Here is a 17402-nt window from a genome sequence, read left to right on the forward strand (position 1 = left end):
GCGCCCGCCCAGCCGGCGCGGGCCGAGCGCGCCCCCGCTCCGGCGGCGCGGCCGAAGACGGCCTCCTTCCTGGCCGGTGACCTGACCTTCACGGGGACCCTGTCCGGCGACGGCGACGTGCACCTGGGCGGGCCGTTCGAGGGCGAGGTGCGCGCGCAGAACGTGACGGTGGGCGCCGGCGGCCGGGTCGACGGGACGGTCAAGGGCCGGCGGATCGAGGTGCTGGGCCAGGTGAAGGGCGCCCTGATCGCCGACGAGGTGCGCGTGCGCCTCAACGCCCAGGTCGAGGGCGACGTGACCAGCGACAGCTTCACCCTGGAAGCCGGCGCCCGGTTCGAGGGCATGAGCCGGCGCAAGCCGGCCTAGGCGGCTGAACGACCTGTGAGCGGGGTCGGGGCCGCAGGAGCCGGCCCCGACCGCCGACGATCCAAAGCTCGGCGGAGCGGACCCGCGGGGGCGGCCGGCTGCGGCGTCCGACCTGGTCCGCCGCGTCAGGATTACGGCGTTCGTCCACTCGCGTTCGGGGGTGACCTGGGGCAAGCTCGGCGGGTGTACCGGGGGATCACATGAAGCAGTTCGCGTTCATCGCCGTCGCGGCCTTTGTCTGCGCCGGGCCGGCTTCGGCGGAAGAGGCCCTCAACCTGGTGTGCCAAGGGACGGCTCGATACTCAGTGTCGGAGAGCACCAGCATCTCGACTGGCTACGGCAACCCTTCGGCCTCCGCTTCGACGAGCCGCACCGAGCGATCCGACGAGCGGATGCGCATCCAGCTCGACGGCCCCGCCGGCCGTGTGAAGCCCCCTCGCGCCATCGTTCCCGGCCTCAGCAGCGGCGACCAGGACGGCTGGTGGCCCCTGACCGACCTCACCGTGACTGAAGACCGGATCGAGGGCCGGTTCCGCTTCAACATGCTCTACAAGCCCCGCTTCGTCATCGACCGCCGGACCGGCGACATCGACCTGAAGAGCCTCGACATCGGCTTCAACGGCACGTGTGAGCGCGCCGCCGAGGAGCCGAAGGCGCGCAAGTTCTGACGGTGTGATTGGTGCCGGTTGCCGGAATCGAACCAGCGACCTTCTGATTACAAATCAGCTGCTCTACCAACTGAGCTAAACCGGCCCGGGGCGGTTTATGCCGCCGCCGGGTCGCGGGCGCAACGGCGGGTCAGCCCTCTTCGCCGTCCAGGGTGAAGCCGGCCTTGAGGATCACCTGGTAGTGGCAGGGCTCGCCGTCCTTCACGTGGCCGCGGATCTGCACGACCTCGAACCAGCGCAGGTTGCGCAGCGTCTTGTCGGCCCGCTTGATCGCGCCGCAGATCGCATCCTCGAGGCCCTTCTGCGACGAGCCGGCGAGCTCGACGATCTTGTAGACGTGGTCGGACATCCGTTCCTCCGGAGAGCTGGCTCAGGCGGTCCGCAGCGGCTTCAGCGCCTCGGCCCAGCGCTTCAACTCCGCAAGCGCGGTCTTGGCCGAGGTCTCGTGCATCTCGGTGGGCTTGAAGCCGCCGGCCGGGTCCATGTGCTGGGCGAACATCGGGATCACCACCGCCTCGACCAGCGGCACGACCTTGAGCGTGGTCAGCAGCTGCTTGGTGATCTGCACCCCGCGCAGGCCGCCGGAGACGCCGCCGTAGCTGACGAAGGCCGCCGGCTTGAAGTTCCACTCGCGGTAGACGTAGTTCAGCGCGTTCACCAGCGAGGCGGGCGGGCCGTAATTGTGCTCGGGCGTGACGAAGACGTAGGCGTCGGCGGCGTGCACGCTCTCCGCCCAGGCCTTGGTGTGGGCGTGCTGATAGGCCTGCTTCATCGGGTGGTTGGGCTCGTCCAGCACCGGCAGGTTGAAGTCGGCCAGGTCGACCAGGTGGGCGTCGAAGCCGCCGTGCTGGAGCGCCAGTTCGTGAAACCAGCCGGCGATGGCCGGGCCGACCCGGCCGGGGCGCGTGCTGGAGATGAGGGTGTGAAGCCTGGGGCGCATGTCCTGAACTCCTGCCCCCGGCGCCACTAAGCGCGCGTCCGGGGGCGGCTCAAGGAACGGATGCGTGAGCCGGCTGGTTATGGCTCAGCTTCGGAAACCGGGGGCAGGATCCATGACGCGTTGGATTGCGATCGCGACGGCGGCCCTGGTGACGGGCGCGGCGGGCGGCGCGGCGGCGAAGGACGTCCCGGACGGCGGCCTGACCGTCCAGGAGGTCGCCGACTGGCTGGGCGCGCAGGGCTACAAGGCCGACCTGGAGAAGGTCGAAGGCGAGACGCACGTCTCCAGCGCCGCCGAAGGCGTGAACTTCGACATCTACATGTACGACTGCAAGGACGACGGGCGCTGCTCGGCCCTCCAGTTCAGCGCCGGCTTCGACCTGACCGACGGCACGGACCTGGACACGGTCAACAGCTGGAACAAGGCGAACCGCTACGTCAAAGCCCACCTGGACGAGACGAAGGACCCGTTCTTCCAGTACGACGTCAATCTCAGTCCGGGCGGCACCTACGAGGCGCTGGACGACGACTTCGGCGTCTGGCTGATGCAGCTGCCCAAGATCAAGGCCCAGATCGACTGGTGAGCAGGGCGCGCCGCCGCCCCCAGATTGACCTGCGGCCGCCGGTCGCTCAACCTCCCCGCGACACGGGGAGGGAAACCCATGAAACGCGTGATGGCGGCCGCTACGGCGGCCCTGGTGCTGTGCGCTGCGAACGGCGCGGCGGCGAAGGACATTCCGGCCGCCGGCATCTCCGCCCAGGAACTGGTCGGCTGGCTGAAAGCCAAGGGAATGAAGGCCGAGGTGACGAAGTCGGACGACGGTTCAGTCTACGTCTCGACCGCCGACCAGGGCATCAATTTCGACATCGACCTGTACGACTGCGACGCCGGACGTTGCCGGGCGATCCAGTTCAGCATGAGCTTCGACCTGAAGGACGGCCTGAGCCTGAGCAAGGCCAACACCTGGAACCGCGAGAAGCGCTATCTGAAGCTCTATCTCGACGACCAGAACGACCCGATCTTCCAGTACGACATGAACGTCGCGCCGGGCGTCACCTACGAGGCGTTGGACGACACGTTCGCCACGTGGACGGGATTCATTCCCAGCGTTCTCGAATACATCGACTGGTGAGGAACCGGCCCGGGCGGGCGCCGTTGATCGGCCGCGTCCGCCCGGAGTGTTCCCGTGAACCGTGCCTCTCTCAGCCTGCTGGCGGCCCTTGCGGCCGTGTCCCTCGCCACGACGGCCTGCGGGCCGAAGAAGCACGAGAAGACCGTCGACACCTCCGCTGAGCCGAGCCCGAACGAGTCGGCGGCGCCTGCCGTGACCACGGCCGCGCCGCCCGTCACCCCGGCGGCGGCGCCGATGGACAAACAGCTCGACGACTATCTGAAGTCCGGCCAGACGGGCGAGCGCGCCTTCCAGTTCCAGGCCCTGGTCTTCACGCCGCGTGGCGAGCTGGGGCAGAACCCGAATTTCAGCCCGACCAGTCTGGCGGCGGTGCTCAACGCCTATCCTCAGGCGCGCCTGCAGATCCGCGGCTTCGCGGCGCCGGGCCAGCCGGCGAAGGTCGGGAGCGATCACGCCGCCAAGGTGGCGCAGGCGCTGATCCAGTCGGGGGTGGACGCCAAACGCGTGACCAGCGCCGGCGCGGTCGCCGCCAGCCCCGCCGAGGCCCGGGTCGACCTGGTCGTCACGCCCTGACGTATCCGTAGAAACACGCACGCCGCCCGAGCGCCGGGCGAACCAACTCCAGACGCCGGCCGTTTTCCCGTCCGGGGGCAGGCGGAGACTCATGCTCTCGAAGCGACGTTCCGTCCGCGCCAGGGCCGAACCGGAGATCGGGGCTGCGCCCCCGGGCTGGCCGCGCACGCGCGACGCCCTGGCCCGACAGTGCTTCGATCTCGCCGGCGTGGTGCTGCTGGCGATCGACGCCGACGGGGTCGTGCGCGACGTCAATCTCAAGGGCGAGGAGCTGCTGGGCGCGCCGCGCGAGGCGATCGTGGGGCGGCCCTGGATCGAGACCTACCTGCCGCAGGAGAACCGCGCGGCGGCCGGGCGACTGCTGGCCGACGTCGTGGCCGGGCGGCGCGAAATGCCGGCGCAACAGGAGGCCGACGTGCTTGCGGCCGAGGGGAAGCGCCGGCGCATGGTCTGGCGCTCCACGCCGCTGCGCGACCGCAAGGGCCGCGTGATCGGCGTGCTGAATTCCGGCGAGGACGTCACCGACGCGCGCGCGGCCGAGTGCGAGCTGGAGGACACCCGCGAGAACCTGCGCCTGGCCCAGGCCGCCGGCGGGGTCGGGGTCTGGTGGTGGGACGCCCGCACCGACCGCCTGCACAACAGCGAGGAATTGCTGCGCCTGTGGGGCCTGCCCCCGCACGCCAAACTGACCGCCGAGCAGCAGTTCGCCATGATGCATCCGGCCGACCGCGACCGGGCGCACGCCGCCTACACCGCGGCGCTGAACGGCTCGGGCAAGACGTACTGGACCGACTATCGGGTGATGCGCGACGACGGCGGCGTGGTCTGGCTGGCCGCGCGCGGCGAGGTGGTGCGCGACGTCTCGGGTCGGATCCGCGGCATGCGCGGGGTCAGCTTCGACGTCACCGCCCTGAAGACCGCGCAGTTGGCGGTGGTGGAGAGCGAGCAGCGGTTCGGCGAACTGGCCGACGCCGCGCCCATGCTGGTCTGGCTCTCCCGGCCGGACAAGAGTTGCTACTGGTTCAACAAGCGCTGGCTGGAGCTGACCGGCCAGAGCCTGGGCGAGCAGCTGCTGAAGGACTGGACGCAGGTGGTGCATCCGGAGGATCGCGCCCGGGCGGTCGAGACCTACGAAGGCGCCTTCGACCGGCGCGAGACCTACCGGATGCAGTACCGCCTGCTGAGCCGCGACGGCTCGTGGCGCTGGATCGACGAGACCGGCGCGCCGCACTACGGGCCGGACGGCCTCTTCCTGGGCTATGTCGGCGCCGGCGCGGACGTCACCGAGCTGAAGGAGGCGGTCGAGGGCTGGCGCGACAGCGAACTGCGCTTCCGGGCGTTTTCGGAATCCACCCGCGACGTGTGCTGCTGGATGGCCGACGCCGGGACCGGGCGGGTCACCTACGCCAACCCGGCGTTCGAGATCATGTTCGGCTGGCCGCGTCAGGCCCTCTACGACGATCCGGACTTCTTCGTCCGGCACGCCCATCCCGACGACACCGCGGCGGTGCGGGCGGCGCTGGCCGGCGTGCGCAGGGGCGATCCCCAGGTGCTCGAGTACCGTTTCATCCGCGAGGACGGCGGGGAGCGGGTGCTGAGCGAGAACGTGTTCCCGGTCCCTGACGACACCGGGAAGCTGTGCTGGTTCGGCGGCATCACCCGCGACGTGACCGAGGCGCGCGCGGCCGAGGAAGCGCTGCGCTACAGCGAGAAGAAGTTCAGGAGCTTCGCCGACCACGCCGAGGAGGTGGTCTGGCTGATCGACTCCCGGGCGCGGCGGCTGGACTATGTGAACCCCGCCTACGAGCGGGTGTGCGGCGACCGGCGGGCGAACTTCCTGGCCCACGTCGGCCATTGGCGCAGCCTGGTGGCGCCAGAGGACCTGAAGGCCTTCACCGGGGCGATCGACCGGGCCATGCGCGGCGAGAAGGTCCGCATCCGCTTCCATATCGTGCGCCCCGACGATGGCGCGCGCCGGGTGCTCGAGACCGCCATGTTCCCGCTGTTCGACGAGGACAACCGGCTACGCTGGTTCGGCGGCCTGAGCCGCGACGTCACCGAGGCGGTCGAACAGAGCGAGGAGCTGGAGCGCCGGGTGGCCGAGCGCACCGCCGAGCTGGAGGCCAGCGTCGAGCGCCGCCACAAGGCCGAGGCGGCCCTGGCCCAGGCCCAGCGCATGGAGACGGTCGGCCGGCTGACCGGCGGCATCGCCCACGACTTCAACAACCTGCTGACGGTGATCATCGGCGCCCTGGACATGATCCAGCGCAAGCCCGACCCGGACCGGGTGCAGCGGCTGGGCGGGGCGGCCCTGGAGGCGGCCCGGCGTGGCGAGCGGCTGGCCCGACAGATGCTGGCCTTCTCGCGCCGGCAGGAGCTCAAGCTGGAGCGAGCGGACCTGCACGCCCTGATCGCCCGGATCGAGCCCATACTGCGCGGCGCGGTCAGCGAGGCGACGCCGCTCAGGCTGGAGGTCGATCCCGACCTGGGCGCGGGCGTGATCGACGCGGGCCAGCTGGAGGCGGCCCTGCTGAACCTGGTGGTCAACGCCGGCGAGGCGGTTTCCGACGGCGGCGAGATCCGGGTGCGGGCCTCGCGCGTCAGGCTGGCCGAGGGCGAGGTCCCCGACCTGCCGGCCGGCGACTACGCCGTAATCGCCGTCGAAGACACCGGTCGGGGCATGACGCCGGAGGTCGCCGCCCACGCCTTCGACCCGTTCTTCACCACCAAGGAGGTGGGCAAGGGCACGGGGCTGGGCCTGGCCCAGGTCTACGGCCTGGCCCGGCAGCTGTCGGGGACCATCACGGTCGACAGCGCGCCCGGGCGGGGCACGACGATGCGCCTCTACGTGCCGGCCGCCGACGGGGCCGCCGAGGCCGAGCCGGCCGCGGAGCTGGAGGACGCGCGACCGCTGGAGAAAGGCTGCAGCGTGCTGCTGGTCGAGGACGATCCCGGCGTGCGCGAGGTGGCCGAGGCCCTGCTGCACGACATGGGCTGCGAGGTGGTCAGCGCCCCGGACGGGCCGACCGCGCTCCAGCGGCTGGAGCAGACGCCCGAGGTTCAGCTGCTGCTCAGCGACGTGGTCATGCCCGGCGGCATGAGCGGGGTCGACCTGGCCGACGCGGTGAAGGCGAAGCGCCCGGACCTGAAGGTGATCCTGGCCACCGGCTACGCCAGCGACCGGCTGGAGGGCGCCGAAGGCCGCTGGCCGGTGCTGCACAAGCCCTATGACGCGCGGGAACTGCGCGCCGAACTGCGCCGGGTGCTGCGCTAGGGCCTCACGGCCCGCCGGCGGCGTCGAACTTCGAGAACTGCTGGGTGCTGTGGCAGTCGGCGCAGGCCGGGGCGGGACAGGCGCGCTGGGCGAGGTTCAACCGGCCGGCCAGCGCCTTCAGGTCGGCCGGCGCGGCTAGGTCTGCGGTGGTCAGGCCGAAGTGCTCGACGGCGAAGTTGCAGGGCGCGATGCGGCCCTGTTCGTCGATGAAGAGGAAGCGGTCCGCCACCCGGCAGTCGGCGATCGGCAGCGGCAGGTCAAGCGTGGTCTCGCGGATCCGTTCCAGATAGGCCGGTCCGCCCAGCAGGCGCGTGGGCGCAATCTCGCGACGCAGCGCCGGCAGGCTGGCGGCCAGGGCCTCGACGTCGGCGGGCCGGAGCCGGTTTTCTGGGAAGAACTCCGGCCGGTCGCGGCCGCCCAGCTGGTTGAAGCTGATCTCGTCGACGCCCCAGTCGGCCAGGGTGCGGCACAGCTCGCCGAAACGGGCGACGTTGCCGCGCATCAGCACCACGTTGGCCCGCACCTTCAGCCCGGCGTCGGCCGCGGCCCGCTCGGCGACCAGTTGACGGACGCCGCTCTCCAGCTTGGCGAATGCGCCCGGCCAGCCGCGCATGGCGTCGTGAAAGTCGGCGAAGCCGTCGATACTGACGGTGACCTCGCGATAGTGCTCCAGAAGGTGCGCCCGGCTGCGGGCCGAGGCCAGGGTCGTGCCGTTGGTGGTGGTGCTGATCTCCAGGCCCCGCGCGCGGGCCCGGCGGGTCAGCGCGTCCAGCGGCTTCCACAGCAGCGGCTCGCCGCCCAGCCAGCTCAGCAGCACCGGATGGCCGGTCAGCGCGCGCCAGTCGCCGAGCAGGTCGACGACGCGCGCGACCTCGGCCGGATCGGCCTGGCTGCGGGCCAGCGGCAGACGCTTGTCGTACGCACAGAAGGGACAGCTGAGGTTGCAGCTGTCCAGCACGCGCCAGACGACGATCATGTCGGCCTCCGCTCAGGCCGGGACGCGTTCGGCGTGCAGGTCGTAGGCGGCGGCCACTGCGCGTACGTCGGCCAGGGCGCGGTCGGTCAGCATGCGGCCGTCGCGATAGACCGGCTTCAGCAGGTTGGTCCCGCCGTCCAGCGGCTGGAAGCGCTCGGCGTCGACCGGCACGGTGCGCCAGCCGTCGTGGCGGAAGCTCAGGCCCAGCAGGCCGCGCTTGGAACGCTTGCCGGCGTCGGTGACCGGGTCCTTGAACACGTCGCGCCAGCGGCCGTCGACCTCGGCGGCCGAGGTCTTGTAGGCGAACTTCTGGGTGTCGCGGTCCAGCCGCTGCAGCAGGGCCCCGCCCATGCCGAAGGCCAGGTTCGAGGCGCTGAAGCCGTCGGCGACGATGCGCTCCAGGATGGCGCGGATGCTGACCGGATCGACCCCGTCGCCCTGGATCACCCGCACGTGGTTCAGCACCCGATAGCCCTTGCTGTTCGTCGTCGTGCCGAAGCGCTCGGCCAGCAGGGCCAGGGTCTGGGCCACGATGGTGACCGGATCGCCGCTGTCGGGACGCACGACCAGCGTCGCGCCGCTGTCGATCACCTTCTGGCGCAGGACCTCGCCCCAGAGATGCTCGACCGCATTGAAGATGTCGTAGCTGTCCGACACCACGGCGAAGATCCCGCCGGGCCTGCCGAACTGGGCGACCATGTTGGCGTAGACGTCGACCTCGTGCTCGCGGCCCCAGCTGGTGATGGTGGAGTGCTCGGCGGCCGGAATGCTGAACCCGGCCATGGGCTCGTTGTAGAGCCGGCGCGCCGCCAGGATGGCGGACAGGGTGTCGGTGCCCTTGAAGTTGACCAGGTGGGCCAGGCCGCCGAGCGCGGCGGAGGCGTCGCTGGAGACGCCCCGCGCGCCGAAGTCATGCAGCTTGAACGGCAGCTCGCCCAGCGGATCGTCGGCGGTGCGGACGAGAGCGTCCAGGATGGCCTGGCGCGCGTGCCAGCTGATGGTCGCGACCGTCACCGGATACCAGACCCGCAGCAGGGCGGTCTCGACGTAGCTGGGCAGCCACCAGAAGTCGGGATCGGTGTTGATCACCGTCATCATGGCGTTGTGCGTCGGCACGACCGCGCCTTCGTCGATCGCGCGGATCTCCAGCGGCAGGCGCCCGCCGTGGCGATCGATCAGCAGCTCCCAGCCGGCCCGGTTGAACGGCAGGCCGTGGGCGGGCAGCAGCTCGGCCGCCTCCTCGACGTGGGCGCGGGTGACCGGGGTGCAGAACTCCTGCTTCAGGATCGCCTGCAGGCCGAAGAACTGGGTGCGGTCGTAAAGCCCGCCGCGGCTCTCGGCGTAGGAGAACATCCGCTGCGTGCGCGGCGGGTACTGCAGGTGATGGCTGGTCTTGTAGCTGTCGGTGTTGAGGATCGGATTGATCATGACGTGAAGCTCCTTCGCGTCGGGGGGAGGCGGTCGGGGTCTGTCCCCTTCGCCTTTCGGAATGGCTCGGCCGTCAGGCCGCGCCCAGGAAGTGCTCGAGGATGAAGAAGTGATCCTCGAACAGGTGGCTGCGCATGCGCCGCGCCTCAGCCACCGGGATCCAGCGGGCGCGCACGGCGTCGTCGCCGCCGCGCACCGCCGGCAGCGGGCCGGCCGGGAAGTCGAAGTGGAAGGCGTGGGTGATGGTGCGCCCGCGCATCGACCGGTAGGGGTGGTCGAACACCGCCCGGCCCTTGAGGCTGCCGCGCAGCACCGGGGCGGGGATCTTCAGCCGGGTCTCTTCGCGCAACTCGCGCACGGCGGCGTCCAGGGTGGTCTCGTCCTGGTCGACGAAGCCGCCGGGAAGCGCCCACAGGCCGCGGCCGGGCTGGGCCTTGCGCTTGACCATCAGCACGTGGCCGGAGTGGACCACGACCGCGTCGGCGGTGACGAAGGTCGGCGGGTAGGGGGCCGCCGCCCAGGCCGCCTTGTAGCTCTCGACGTGGCGGAACTCCTCGGCCACGTGGGCGAAGGCCTCGGTGGTGCGGAAGGCGGCTAGCATGCCGAACACGGCTGGCGGCACGTTGGCCTCGACCAGGCGCAGCGCGCCAGCGTCTTCCGAGAACAGGTGGCGGCGCAGGTCGGTGGCCGACAGCATGGCCGTCTGGTCCAGCTCGATCCGCTCCCACTGCGGGAAGGCGGCCAGGTACTGGCTGGAGGCGTCCTTGTCGTGGCCGACCAGGGCGATGGACGCGGCGCCGCTCTCGCCGTGTTGAGCCGGACGGCCGTCCTCCTCGACGGCGGCGGCGACCTGGTCCTGGACCTCGGCCACCCAGGCGGTCTCGTTGTAGAGGTGGTCGACCAGCGGGCGCACGATCAGCCGCTCGGCCTCGGCGCCCAGGGCGGCGCGGATCATCACCGCGCGCTCTTCATAGGTCCACGGATTGCGGGCGCTGCGCGGCGCGTCGGCCGAACCGATCAGCACGACGGCCCGCTCGCCCAGATCGAGGGCGCGGCGCAACACCGCCAGATGGCCGAGGTGGAAGGGTTCGAACCGTCCGATGCAGACGGCGTAGTCGAAGCGCGGCATGAGGCTCCCTCATGGGCAGATGTAAGGCCCGGTCTCCCCGGACAGCCGAGGTGTAGACCCGCGTTCGGCGACAGGCAAGCGGGCCTCGCGCGCGGGCGCGAGTCCGGCCAAGCTGGCGCGGAAATCGTAGGAGTGTCGCCGTGAAATCCTGGATCGCCTTGCTGCGCGGCGTGAACGTCGGCGGCCATCGCAAGGCGCCGGCGGCGGAGCTGCGCGTGCTGCTGGCCGAGATGGGCTTTTCCGAGCCGCGCTCGCTGCTGGCCAGCGGCAACCTGGTGTTCGGGGCCGAGGGCGCGACGGCCGGCGAGCTGGAGCGCAGGCTCGAGGCCGGCTTCGCCGAGCGGATGGGCCTTGAGACCGACGTCATGGTCCGCAGTCCCGAGGACTGGGACGCGGCGATCGCGGCCAATCCGTTTCGGGCGGAGGCGGAGAAGGAGCCCTCGCGCACCTTCGTCCTGGCGCTGAAGTCGGCCCCCACGGCGGCTCAGATCGCCGCCCTGAAGGCCGCCGTCGCGGGCTGGCCCGAACAGGTTGAGGTGGTCGGGCGCGAGGCCTTCCTGGTCTATCCGAACGGGGCGGGGACCTCGAAGCTGACCAACGCCCTGATCGATCGCAAGCTCGGGACCCGCGGCACGGCGCGCAACTGGAACACCACGCTGAAGCTGCGGGCGATGGTCGGGCGCTAGCGCCTGTTGATCGTGCGGATCGCCTGCAGGGCCTGGGCGGGGCCCGCCACGAAGTTCGGCGTCGGCGGCTGTTCGCCGTCACACACGACCCGCGCCATGAATTCGAACGCGCTTCGCGGCTTGATGGGCGCCGCCGGGTTTTGGGGCAGGATGACGACGACCCCGCCGCCTTCGTCATAGGCGTAAGTCCCCAGTTCCGTGGTGGTCCGGGCCTGGCAGGCGATGTTCAGATGCGTCAGGGAATACACGACGTCCCGCCCGTCGATGGAGCTGGGCGGATCCAGCACGAGCAGGGTCCAGACGTCCGCGGTCTCGCCGGCCTTCTTCGACTGGTCGAGGACCAGGAACCACCCGCCGCCGTTGCCCATGCTGATCCCTTGCAGGCGCCCGCTCGGCAGGGGCGGCGCCTGGGGCTCGGCCACCGCCGGCTGTGCGGCGAAGACGGACGCGACGGCGAGGGCGGCGAGGGCTTTCATGACCGGGCTTCTTCAAGGCTCGGGTTTGCGTCTAGCTTGAGCGTGCCGGCCGGGGAAGCGCGCGCGCCCAAGGCCGTAACAAACGTCGCCGCTCCGCCTCGCTCGTTGTTTCCACGGTCGGCGCCCGCCGCAGGCTTTAGGGAAGCGGCGGGACGTGCGGTTTCGAGCAAGGAGCGGACCCTGTTACGCCTTGTAACCTAAGGGTTTGCCGCGGAAATATCGGCCGAACCGCATGGGCCGGAAGGTCGCAGTCTCGGGCCGAAACCCGATCTGGCGGAGACCTCGGGCCGGGCTATAGTCCTTGCGGGGCCGCTGGAGACCGAGATGCCGAGCAGCCTGAGTTACGTCCGCGGCCCAGCCGAGCCCGCGCTGTCCGACCTGACCATCGGCCAGGCCCTGGCCCGCGCGGCCGAGCGCTGGGGCGACCAGGAGGCGCTGGTCTCGGTCCACCAGGGCGTGCGCCTGACCTGGCGCGAGCTGCGCGAGAAGGCGCAGCAGGTGGCCGCCGGCCTGCTGGCGCTGGGCCTGGAGGCCGGCGACCGGATCGGGATCTGGTCGCCCAACAACGCCGAATGGGTGCTGACCCAGTTCGCCGCGGCCGAGGCCGGGCTGATCCTGGTCACGGTCAATCCGGCCTACCGTCAGTCGGAGCTGGAATACACGCTCAACAAGGTGGGCGTCAGCGCGCTGGTCGTGGCCGAACGGTTCAAGACCAGCGACTACGTGGCCATGGTCGAGGCCCTGTGCCCGGCCGTCGCCGACGAGTGTCCGGGCGAGCTGTTCTGCGAGCGGGCGCCGGACCTGCGGGCGGTGATCAAGATCGGCGGCGAGCCCCGGCCCGGCTGGCTGCGCTTCGACGACCTGGCGGCGCTGGGCGGACCCGCCCACCGCGAGGCGCTGACCCGTATCGCCGCGCGCATCTCCAGCGCCGACCCGGTCAACATCCAGTTCACCAGCGGCACCACCGGCCAGCCCAAGGGCGCCACCCTCAGCCACCGCAACATCCTGAACAACGGCTTCTTCGTCGGCCGCGCCCAGGGCTTGGGGGAGGGCGACCGGCTGTGCGTTCCGGTTCCGCTCTACCACTGCTTCGGCATGGTGATGGCCAACCTGGCCTGCCTGACCCACGGGGCGACCATGGTCTATCCGGCCGATGCCTTCGAACCCGGCGCGGTGCTGGCGGCGGTGGAGAAGGAGCGCTGCACGTCGCTGTACGGCGTGCCGACCATGTTCATCGCCGAGCTGGCGCATCCGGAGTTCGACCGGTTCGACCTGTCCAGCCTGCGCACCGGGGTGATGGCCGGCGCGCCCTGTCCGGTGGAGGTCATGCGCCAGGTGATCGGGCGCATGCACATGGCCGACGTCACCATCGCCTACGGCATGACCGAGACCAGCCCGGTCAGCTTCCAGTCCTCGCCGGCCGATCCGGTGGAGCGGCGGGTCTCGACCATCGGCCGGGTGCAGCCGCACCTGGAGGTGAAGGTGGTCGACGCCGACGGGAACATCGCCGCGCGCGGCGAGCCGGGCGAGCTGTGCACCCGCGGCTATTCGGTGATGCTGGGCTACTGGGACGATCCGGAGCGGACCGCCGAGGCGATCGACGCCGACGGCTGGATGCACACCGGCGACCTGGCCGTCATCGACTTCGAGGGCTACGGCAACATCGTCGGGCGGCTGAAGGACATGGTCGTGCGGGGCGGCGAGAACGTCTATCCGCGCGAGGTCGAGGAGTTCCTCTACCGCCATCCCAAGATCGAGGACGTCGCCGTGGTCGGCGTGCCGGACAGCAAGTACGGCGAGGAGATCTGCGCCTGGATCCGGCTGAAGCCCGGCGAGGCGATGACCGAGCTGGAGGTGGCCGAGTTCTGCCGCGGCCAGATCGCCCACTACAAGGTCCCGCGCTATGTGCGCTTCGTGGACGCCTTCCCGATGACGGTGACCGGCAAGGTGCAGAAGTTCCTGATCCGCGAGGCGATGATCGAGGAGCTGGGCGTGGACGTGGCGCGGACGGCGTAACCTAAGATCCTCCCCCTTTGGGGGAGGGGGACCGCGAAGCGGTGGAGGGGGCTCGTCCTGGCGCGACGGAAGCCGCGCGCTCCGCTGGAGCCCCCCTCGGCGGCTTCGCCGCCTGCTCCCCCCAGCGCTCCGCTCGGGGGGAGATCTGGCGGCGGGCTTCCGCCCCCGGCCTCGCGCCACTATACCGGGCGGCTCTCAGCTCCCACGGACGCCATGGCCCGCATTCTCGTCACCTCGGCCCTGCCTTACATCAACGGCATCAAGCACCTCGGCAATCTGGCCGGGTCGATGCTGCCGGCCGACGTCTATGCGCGCTTCCAGCGGGCCCGCGGGCACGAGGTTCTGTACATCTGCGCCACCGACGAGCACGGCACGCCGGCCGAGCTGGCCGCCGCCGCCGCCGGCCAGGACGTGCGCACCTACTGCGACGAGCAGCACGTCATCCAGAAGCAGGCCGGCGAGGCGTTCGGCCTGTCGTTCGACTGGTTCGGCCGTTCGTCCAACCCGCCGAACCACCGCCTGACCCAGGCCTTCGCCGAGGCGCTGGAGAAGAACGGCCTGATCGAAGAGCGCGTCGACCGGATGATCTATTCGATCGACGACAAGCGCTTCCTGCCCGACCGCTACGTCGAGGGCACCTGCCCGCACTGCGGCTATCCGAAGGCGCGCGGCGACCAGTGCGACAACTGCGGGCGGCTGCTGGACCCGACCGACCTGCAGGACCCGTACTCGACCGTGTCGGGTTCGAAGAACCTGGAGGTGCGCGACACCCGCCACCTGTACCTGTTGCAGACCAAGGTCGAGGACAAGATCCGCGCCTGGCTGGACTCCAAGACCGAGTTCGCCAGCCTGGCCCGCTCGATCGGCTACAAGCACCTCGACGAGGGCCTGATCGACCGCGGCATCACCCGCGACCTGGCCTGGGGCATCCCGATCACCCAGGGCGGCTTCCCGCGCCCGGGCTTCGAGGACAAGGTGTTCTACGTCTGGTTCGACGCGCCGGTGGAATACATCGGCGCGACCGTCGAATGGGCCGAGGCCACGGGCGCCGACTGGAAGCGCTGGTGGCGGCTGGACGAGGGCGCCGGCGACGTCCGCTACGTCCAGGTGATGGGCAAGGACAACGTCGCCTTCCACACGGTCAGCTTCCCGGCCACCATCCTGGGCTCGGGCGAGCCGTGGAAGACGGTCGACGTGCTGAAGGCCTTCAACTGGCTGAACTGGTACGGCGGCAAGTTCTCGACCTCGCAGAACCGCGGCGTGTTCATGGACCAGGCGCTGGACCTGCTGCCGGCCGACTACTGGCGCTGGTACCTGACCGCCTACGCGCCGGAGCACTCCGACACCGCCTTCACCTGGGAGCAGTTCCAGGCGGCCACCAACAAGGACCTGGCCGACGTGCTGGGCAACTTCGTCAACCGCATCCTGAAGTTCACCGAGACCCGCTTCGACGGCGTGGCGCCGGACGGCGGCGAGGCCGGGCCGCTGGAGGAGAAGCTCTACGCCGACGTCTCCGAGGCGCTGAAGGAAGCCGCCGACCAGTTCGAGGCCATGGAGTACCGCAAGGCGGCGCAGGCCGTGCGCCGGTTGTGGGTGCTGGGCAACGAGTATCTGACCGAGGCCGCGCCGTGGACGGCGATCAAGACCGACCGCGACCGCGCCGCCGTGGTGGTGCGCACCGGCCTGAACCTGGTCGCCCTGTTCGCCGCCGTCAGCCAGCCGATCCTGCCCTTCGCCTCGGTCGCCATCGGCGGCGGGGTGGGCCTGGAGCTGCCGCTGCCCTGGCCGAGCGCGGACGGGAAGGCGGAGCTGACGAAGCTTGCGCCGGGGACGCCGGTGAAGGCGCCCGACGTGCTGTTCAAGAAGATCGACGACGCCATGGTGGCGGAGTGGGCGGAGCGCTTCGGCGGGGCGGAAGCGGCTTAAACGCTGCGCGCCTTCCTTCTCCCCTTGCGGGAGAAGGTGGCCGGCGGAGCCGGCCGGATGAGGGGTGCCTGCGCCTAGGGGGCCGGATGAGGAGCGGGTGCGCGCCAGACGGTTCAGGCGTCGCGCCGACACCCCTCATCCGACGCGCTCCGCGCGCCCCCTTCTCCCGCAAGGGGAGAAGGGGAGTTTCTGCTTTACTGCGCCGGCGTCAGCGGGCCCTGCCAGAGCTGCAGCGCTCTCGCCAGATCCTCGGTGACGGCGCGCCAGCCCAGCACGAACATCTCGCTGTGGCCTTGCGGCTCGGCCTGGCGCAGGTGGCCGAGCTGGGCCTTGGCGACCACGCCTTCCAGTTCCAGCGGCGCGGCCAGGCGGGCCTTGAAGTCGCCGCCGTCGGGCGTGTCGTACCAGCTGAGCGCGGTGGGGCGCATCAGGGCCAGCTGCATCAGGGCGGCGACCGCGCCGCTCTGGATTTCGATCTTCTGTTCGAGGCGGGCGACGCGCTCCAGCAGCGCGTCGACGTCGAGGGACTGGTCGTCGGACATCAGTGGGCCATGAACCGGGCCTTCTCGGCCGGTCCGATATCGAGCAGGTCCGGCATGAAGGCGTTGTACTGTTCGACCCGGCCCAGATCGACGACCACCTGGCGGTGGCCCTCCCAGATCATGTGCAGGGCCACGTAGAGCACCACGAACAGGCCCAGGAAGCCGATCCAGCGGTGCTTGTGCAGCAGCTTGGCGATCCAGGTCGCGGCCACGCCCATCAGGGCGATCGAGAGCAGGAGGCCGAACACCAGCACGCCCGGGTGCTCGCGCGCCGCGCCGGCCACGGCCAGCACGTTGTCCAGCGACATGGACAGGTCGGCGATGAAGATCTGCAGGAAGGCCTGGCGGAAGGTCTTCTGCTTGGCGGGGACGGCCGCCGCGCCGCCCATGGCGCCGGAGCAGTTCACGTCCACGCCGGTGGCGTCTTCCAGGGCGGCCTCGCCGCGCGCCCCGGCCTCGCGGCCCTGCTCGCGCAGCTCGCGCCACATCTTCCAGCACACCCACAGCAGCAGCACGCCGCCGGCCAGCAGCAGGCCGATCAGGCCCAGCAGCTGGGTGGTGATCAGGGCGAAGGCGATACGCAGGATCACCGCCGCGCCCAGGCCCCACAGGATGACCTTCTTGCGCTGTTCGTGCGGCAGGCCGGCGGCGGCCAGGCCCACGGCCACGGCGTTGTCCCCGGCCAGGACCAGGTCGATCATCAGCACCTTGAACAGGGCTGACAGCTGCGCCGCGACGTCGCCGTGGAAGAGTGAATCGAGCATGCGTCCTTGTTGGGTCAGGAACGCCCGGTCCGCAAGCGCGGAAGGGGAGCGCGTGTTCACTCTCCTTCTCCCCTTGCGGGAGAAGGTGGCCGGCGGAGCCGGCCGGATGAGGGGTGTCGGCGCTCCGGTTTCAGGCGAGGGCGCGTAAGGCGCCGGACGGTTCAAGCGTCGCGCATGCACCCCTCATCCGACGCGCTCCGCGCGCCACCTTCTCCCGCAAGGGGAGAAGGGAACGCCGGCGCCTTTACGCCCGCAGCGGCTCGCGTTCGCGGCGGATCAGGCGCACGGCGGCGAACACGCCGCCCACCACCACCACGGCCAGGCCCGACAGCCAGACCAGCGGCGACATCGGGCCGTCGGTGTCGGCCGGGGTGACGCCGGCGGCGACGCGGGGCAGCTGGACGTCCTCGGGCGGCGGCGGCGCGGCCGTGCCCAGAACCGCCTCCATCGGCGTGGCGGGCGGGGGCGTCTCGATCGCGGCCACGTCGACCGGCACGGCTTCGGGT

The 17402-nt window shown here is 70.8% G+C and carries 18 protein-coding genes and 1 tRNA gene; 9 read left to right on the forward strand and 10 right to left on the reverse strand.

Features of this window, described 5'->3' with window-relative positions:
• Together G3573_RS11370 and G3573_RS11375 are read left to right on the forward strand one after the other, a co-directional pair.
• Positions 1–366, forward strand: a 366-nt coding sequence (locus G3573_RS11370) for a polymer-forming cytoskeletal protein (RefSeq protein WP_163261208.1), incomplete at its 5' end; no start/stop codon positions are given.
• Between the two features lie 200 nt (positions 367–566).
• Entirely contained in the window at positions 567–1034 is a 468-nt protein-coding gene (locus G3573_RS11375) for a hypothetical protein (RefSeq protein ID WP_163261209.1), read from the forward strand.
• 9 nt (positions 1035–1043) lie between these two features.
• On the opposite strand, the gene G3573_RS11380 is transcribed toward G3573_RS11375, so the two are convergent.
• The 3 genes from G3573_RS11380 to G3573_RS11390 all read right to left on the reverse strand — a co-directional run bounded on the left by G3573_RS11380 (position 1044) and on the right by G3573_RS11390 (position 1974).
• Positions 1044–1119, reverse strand: a tRNA-Thr gene (locus G3573_RS11380).
• A gap of 45 nt (positions 1120–1164) precedes the next feature.
• Positions 1165–1383, reverse strand: coding sequence for a dodecin (locus G3573_RS11385; RefSeq protein ID WP_163261210.1), 219 nt, complete (start codon positions 1381–1383; stop codon positions 1165–1167).
• A gap of 21 nt (positions 1384–1404) precedes the next feature.
• Positions 1405–1974: an NAD(P)H-dependent oxidoreductase gene (locus G3573_RS11390; RefSeq protein ID WP_163261211.1), complete on the reverse strand. Its 570-nt coding sequence runs from the start codon at positions 1972–1974 to the stop codon at positions 1405–1407.
• A gap of 112 nt (positions 1975–2086) precedes the next feature.
• Here G3573_RS11390 and G3573_RS11395 point away from each other — a divergent pair, with 112 nt between their 5' ends.
• The 4 genes from G3573_RS11395 (at position 2087) to G3573_RS11410 (ending at position 6953) form a co-directional block, all read left to right on the forward strand.
• Complete coding sequence (locus G3573_RS11395) at positions 2087–2557, forward strand: YbjN domain-containing protein (RefSeq protein WP_163261212.1); 471 nt, start codon at positions 2087–2089, stop codon at positions 2555–2557.
• A 78-nt stretch (positions 2558–2635) separates the two neighbouring features.
• Positions 2636–3106 carry a YbjN domain-containing protein gene (locus G3573_RS11400; RefSeq protein WP_163261213.1) on the forward strand — a complete coding sequence of 157 codons (471 nt, stop codon included), beginning with the start codon at positions 2636–2638 and terminating at the stop codon, positions 3104–3106.
• 54 nt (positions 3107–3160) lie between these two features.
• Complete coding sequence (locus tag G3573_RS11405) at positions 3161–3679, forward strand: hypothetical protein (protein WP_163261214.1); 519 nt, start codon at positions 3161–3163, stop codon at positions 3677–3679.
• 91 nt (positions 3680–3770) lie between these two features.
• Positions 3771–6953 (forward strand): PAS domain S-box protein, encoded by a 3183-nt coding sequence (locus G3573_RS11410; protein WP_163261215.1) that lies wholly within the window; start codon positions 3771–3773, stop codon positions 6951–6953.
• Positions 6954–6957: 4 nt separating this feature from the next.
• Here the strand turns inward: G3573_RS11410 and G3573_RS11415 are convergent, their stop codons facing one another.
• The 3 genes from G3573_RS11415 to G3573_RS11425 form a co-directional block, all read right to left on the reverse strand.
• Positions 6958–7929, reverse strand: a complete 972-nt coding sequence (locus G3573_RS11415; protein ID WP_163261216.1) for a radical SAM protein — start codon at positions 7927–7929, stop codon at positions 6958–6960.
• Positions 7930–7941: 12 nt separating this feature from the next.
• Positions 7942–9357, reverse strand: coding sequence for a nicotinate phosphoribosyltransferase (locus G3573_RS11420; RefSeq protein WP_163261217.1), 1416 nt, complete (start codon positions 9355–9357; stop codon positions 7942–7944).
• Between the two features lie 73 nt (positions 9358–9430).
• Positions 9431–10486 (reverse strand): bifunctional nicotinamide-nucleotide adenylyltransferase/Nudix hydroxylase, encoded by a 1056-nt coding sequence (locus tag G3573_RS11425; RefSeq protein ID WP_163261218.1) that lies wholly within the window; start codon positions 10484–10486, stop codon positions 9431–9433.
• A gap of 140 nt (positions 10487–10626) precedes the next feature.
• Here G3573_RS11425 and G3573_RS11430 point away from each other — a divergent pair, with 140 nt between their 5' ends.
• Positions 10627–11172, forward strand: coding sequence for a DUF1697 domain-containing protein (locus tag G3573_RS11430; RefSeq protein WP_163261219.1), 546 nt, complete (start codon positions 10627–10629; stop codon positions 11170–11172).
• On the opposite strand, the gene G3573_RS11435 is transcribed toward G3573_RS11430, so the two are convergent.
• Positions 11169–11648, reverse strand: a complete 480-nt coding sequence (locus G3573_RS11435; protein ID WP_163261220.1) for a surface-adhesin E family protein — start codon at positions 11646–11648, stop codon at positions 11169–11171. The two genes, G3573_RS11430 and G3573_RS11435, sit on opposite strands and share 4 nt — an antisense overlap.
• A gap of 324 nt (positions 11649–11972) precedes the next feature.
• Here G3573_RS11435 and G3573_RS11440 point away from each other — a divergent pair, with 324 nt between their 5' ends.
• Positions 11973–13664: an AMP-binding protein gene (locus G3573_RS11440; RefSeq protein WP_163261221.1), complete on the forward strand. Its 1692-nt coding sequence runs from the start codon at positions 11973–11975 to the stop codon at positions 13662–13664.
• Positions 13665–13877: 213 nt separating this feature from the next.
• Positions 13878–15590, forward strand: coding sequence for a methionine--tRNA ligase (gene metG / locus G3573_RS11445; protein ID WP_163261222.1), 1713 nt, complete (start codon positions 13878–13880; stop codon positions 15588–15590).
• A 194-nt stretch (positions 15591–15784) separates the two neighbouring features.
• Here metG and G3573_RS11450 read toward each other — a convergent pair whose 3' ends face one another.
• From G3573_RS11450 to G3573_RS11460, 3 genes are all read right to left on the reverse strand, one after another.
• Positions 15785–16132 (reverse strand): hypothetical protein, encoded by a 348-nt coding sequence (locus G3573_RS11450; protein ID WP_163261223.1) that lies wholly within the window; start codon positions 16130–16132, stop codon positions 15785–15787.
• The gene (locus G3573_RS11455; RefSeq protein ID WP_163261224.1) at positions 16132–16896 is read right to left on the reverse strand and encodes a YjbE family putative metal transport protein; all 765 of its coding nucleotides are present in this window, start codon (positions 16894–16896) and stop codon (positions 16132–16134) included. The genes G3573_RS11450 and G3573_RS11455 overlap by 1 nt, the downstream gene beginning before the upstream one ends.
• Before the next feature lie 244 nt (positions 16897–17140).
• On the reverse strand, positions 17141–17402 hold a 262-nt coding region (locus G3573_RS11460), incomplete at its 5' end, for a hypothetical protein (RefSeq protein ID WP_205598208.1).

This window comes from Caulobacter sp. 17J65-9 (assembly GCF_010975005.1).
Taxonomy (GTDB): domain Bacteria; phylum Pseudomonadota; class Alphaproteobacteria; order Caulobacterales; family Caulobacteraceae; genus 17J80-11.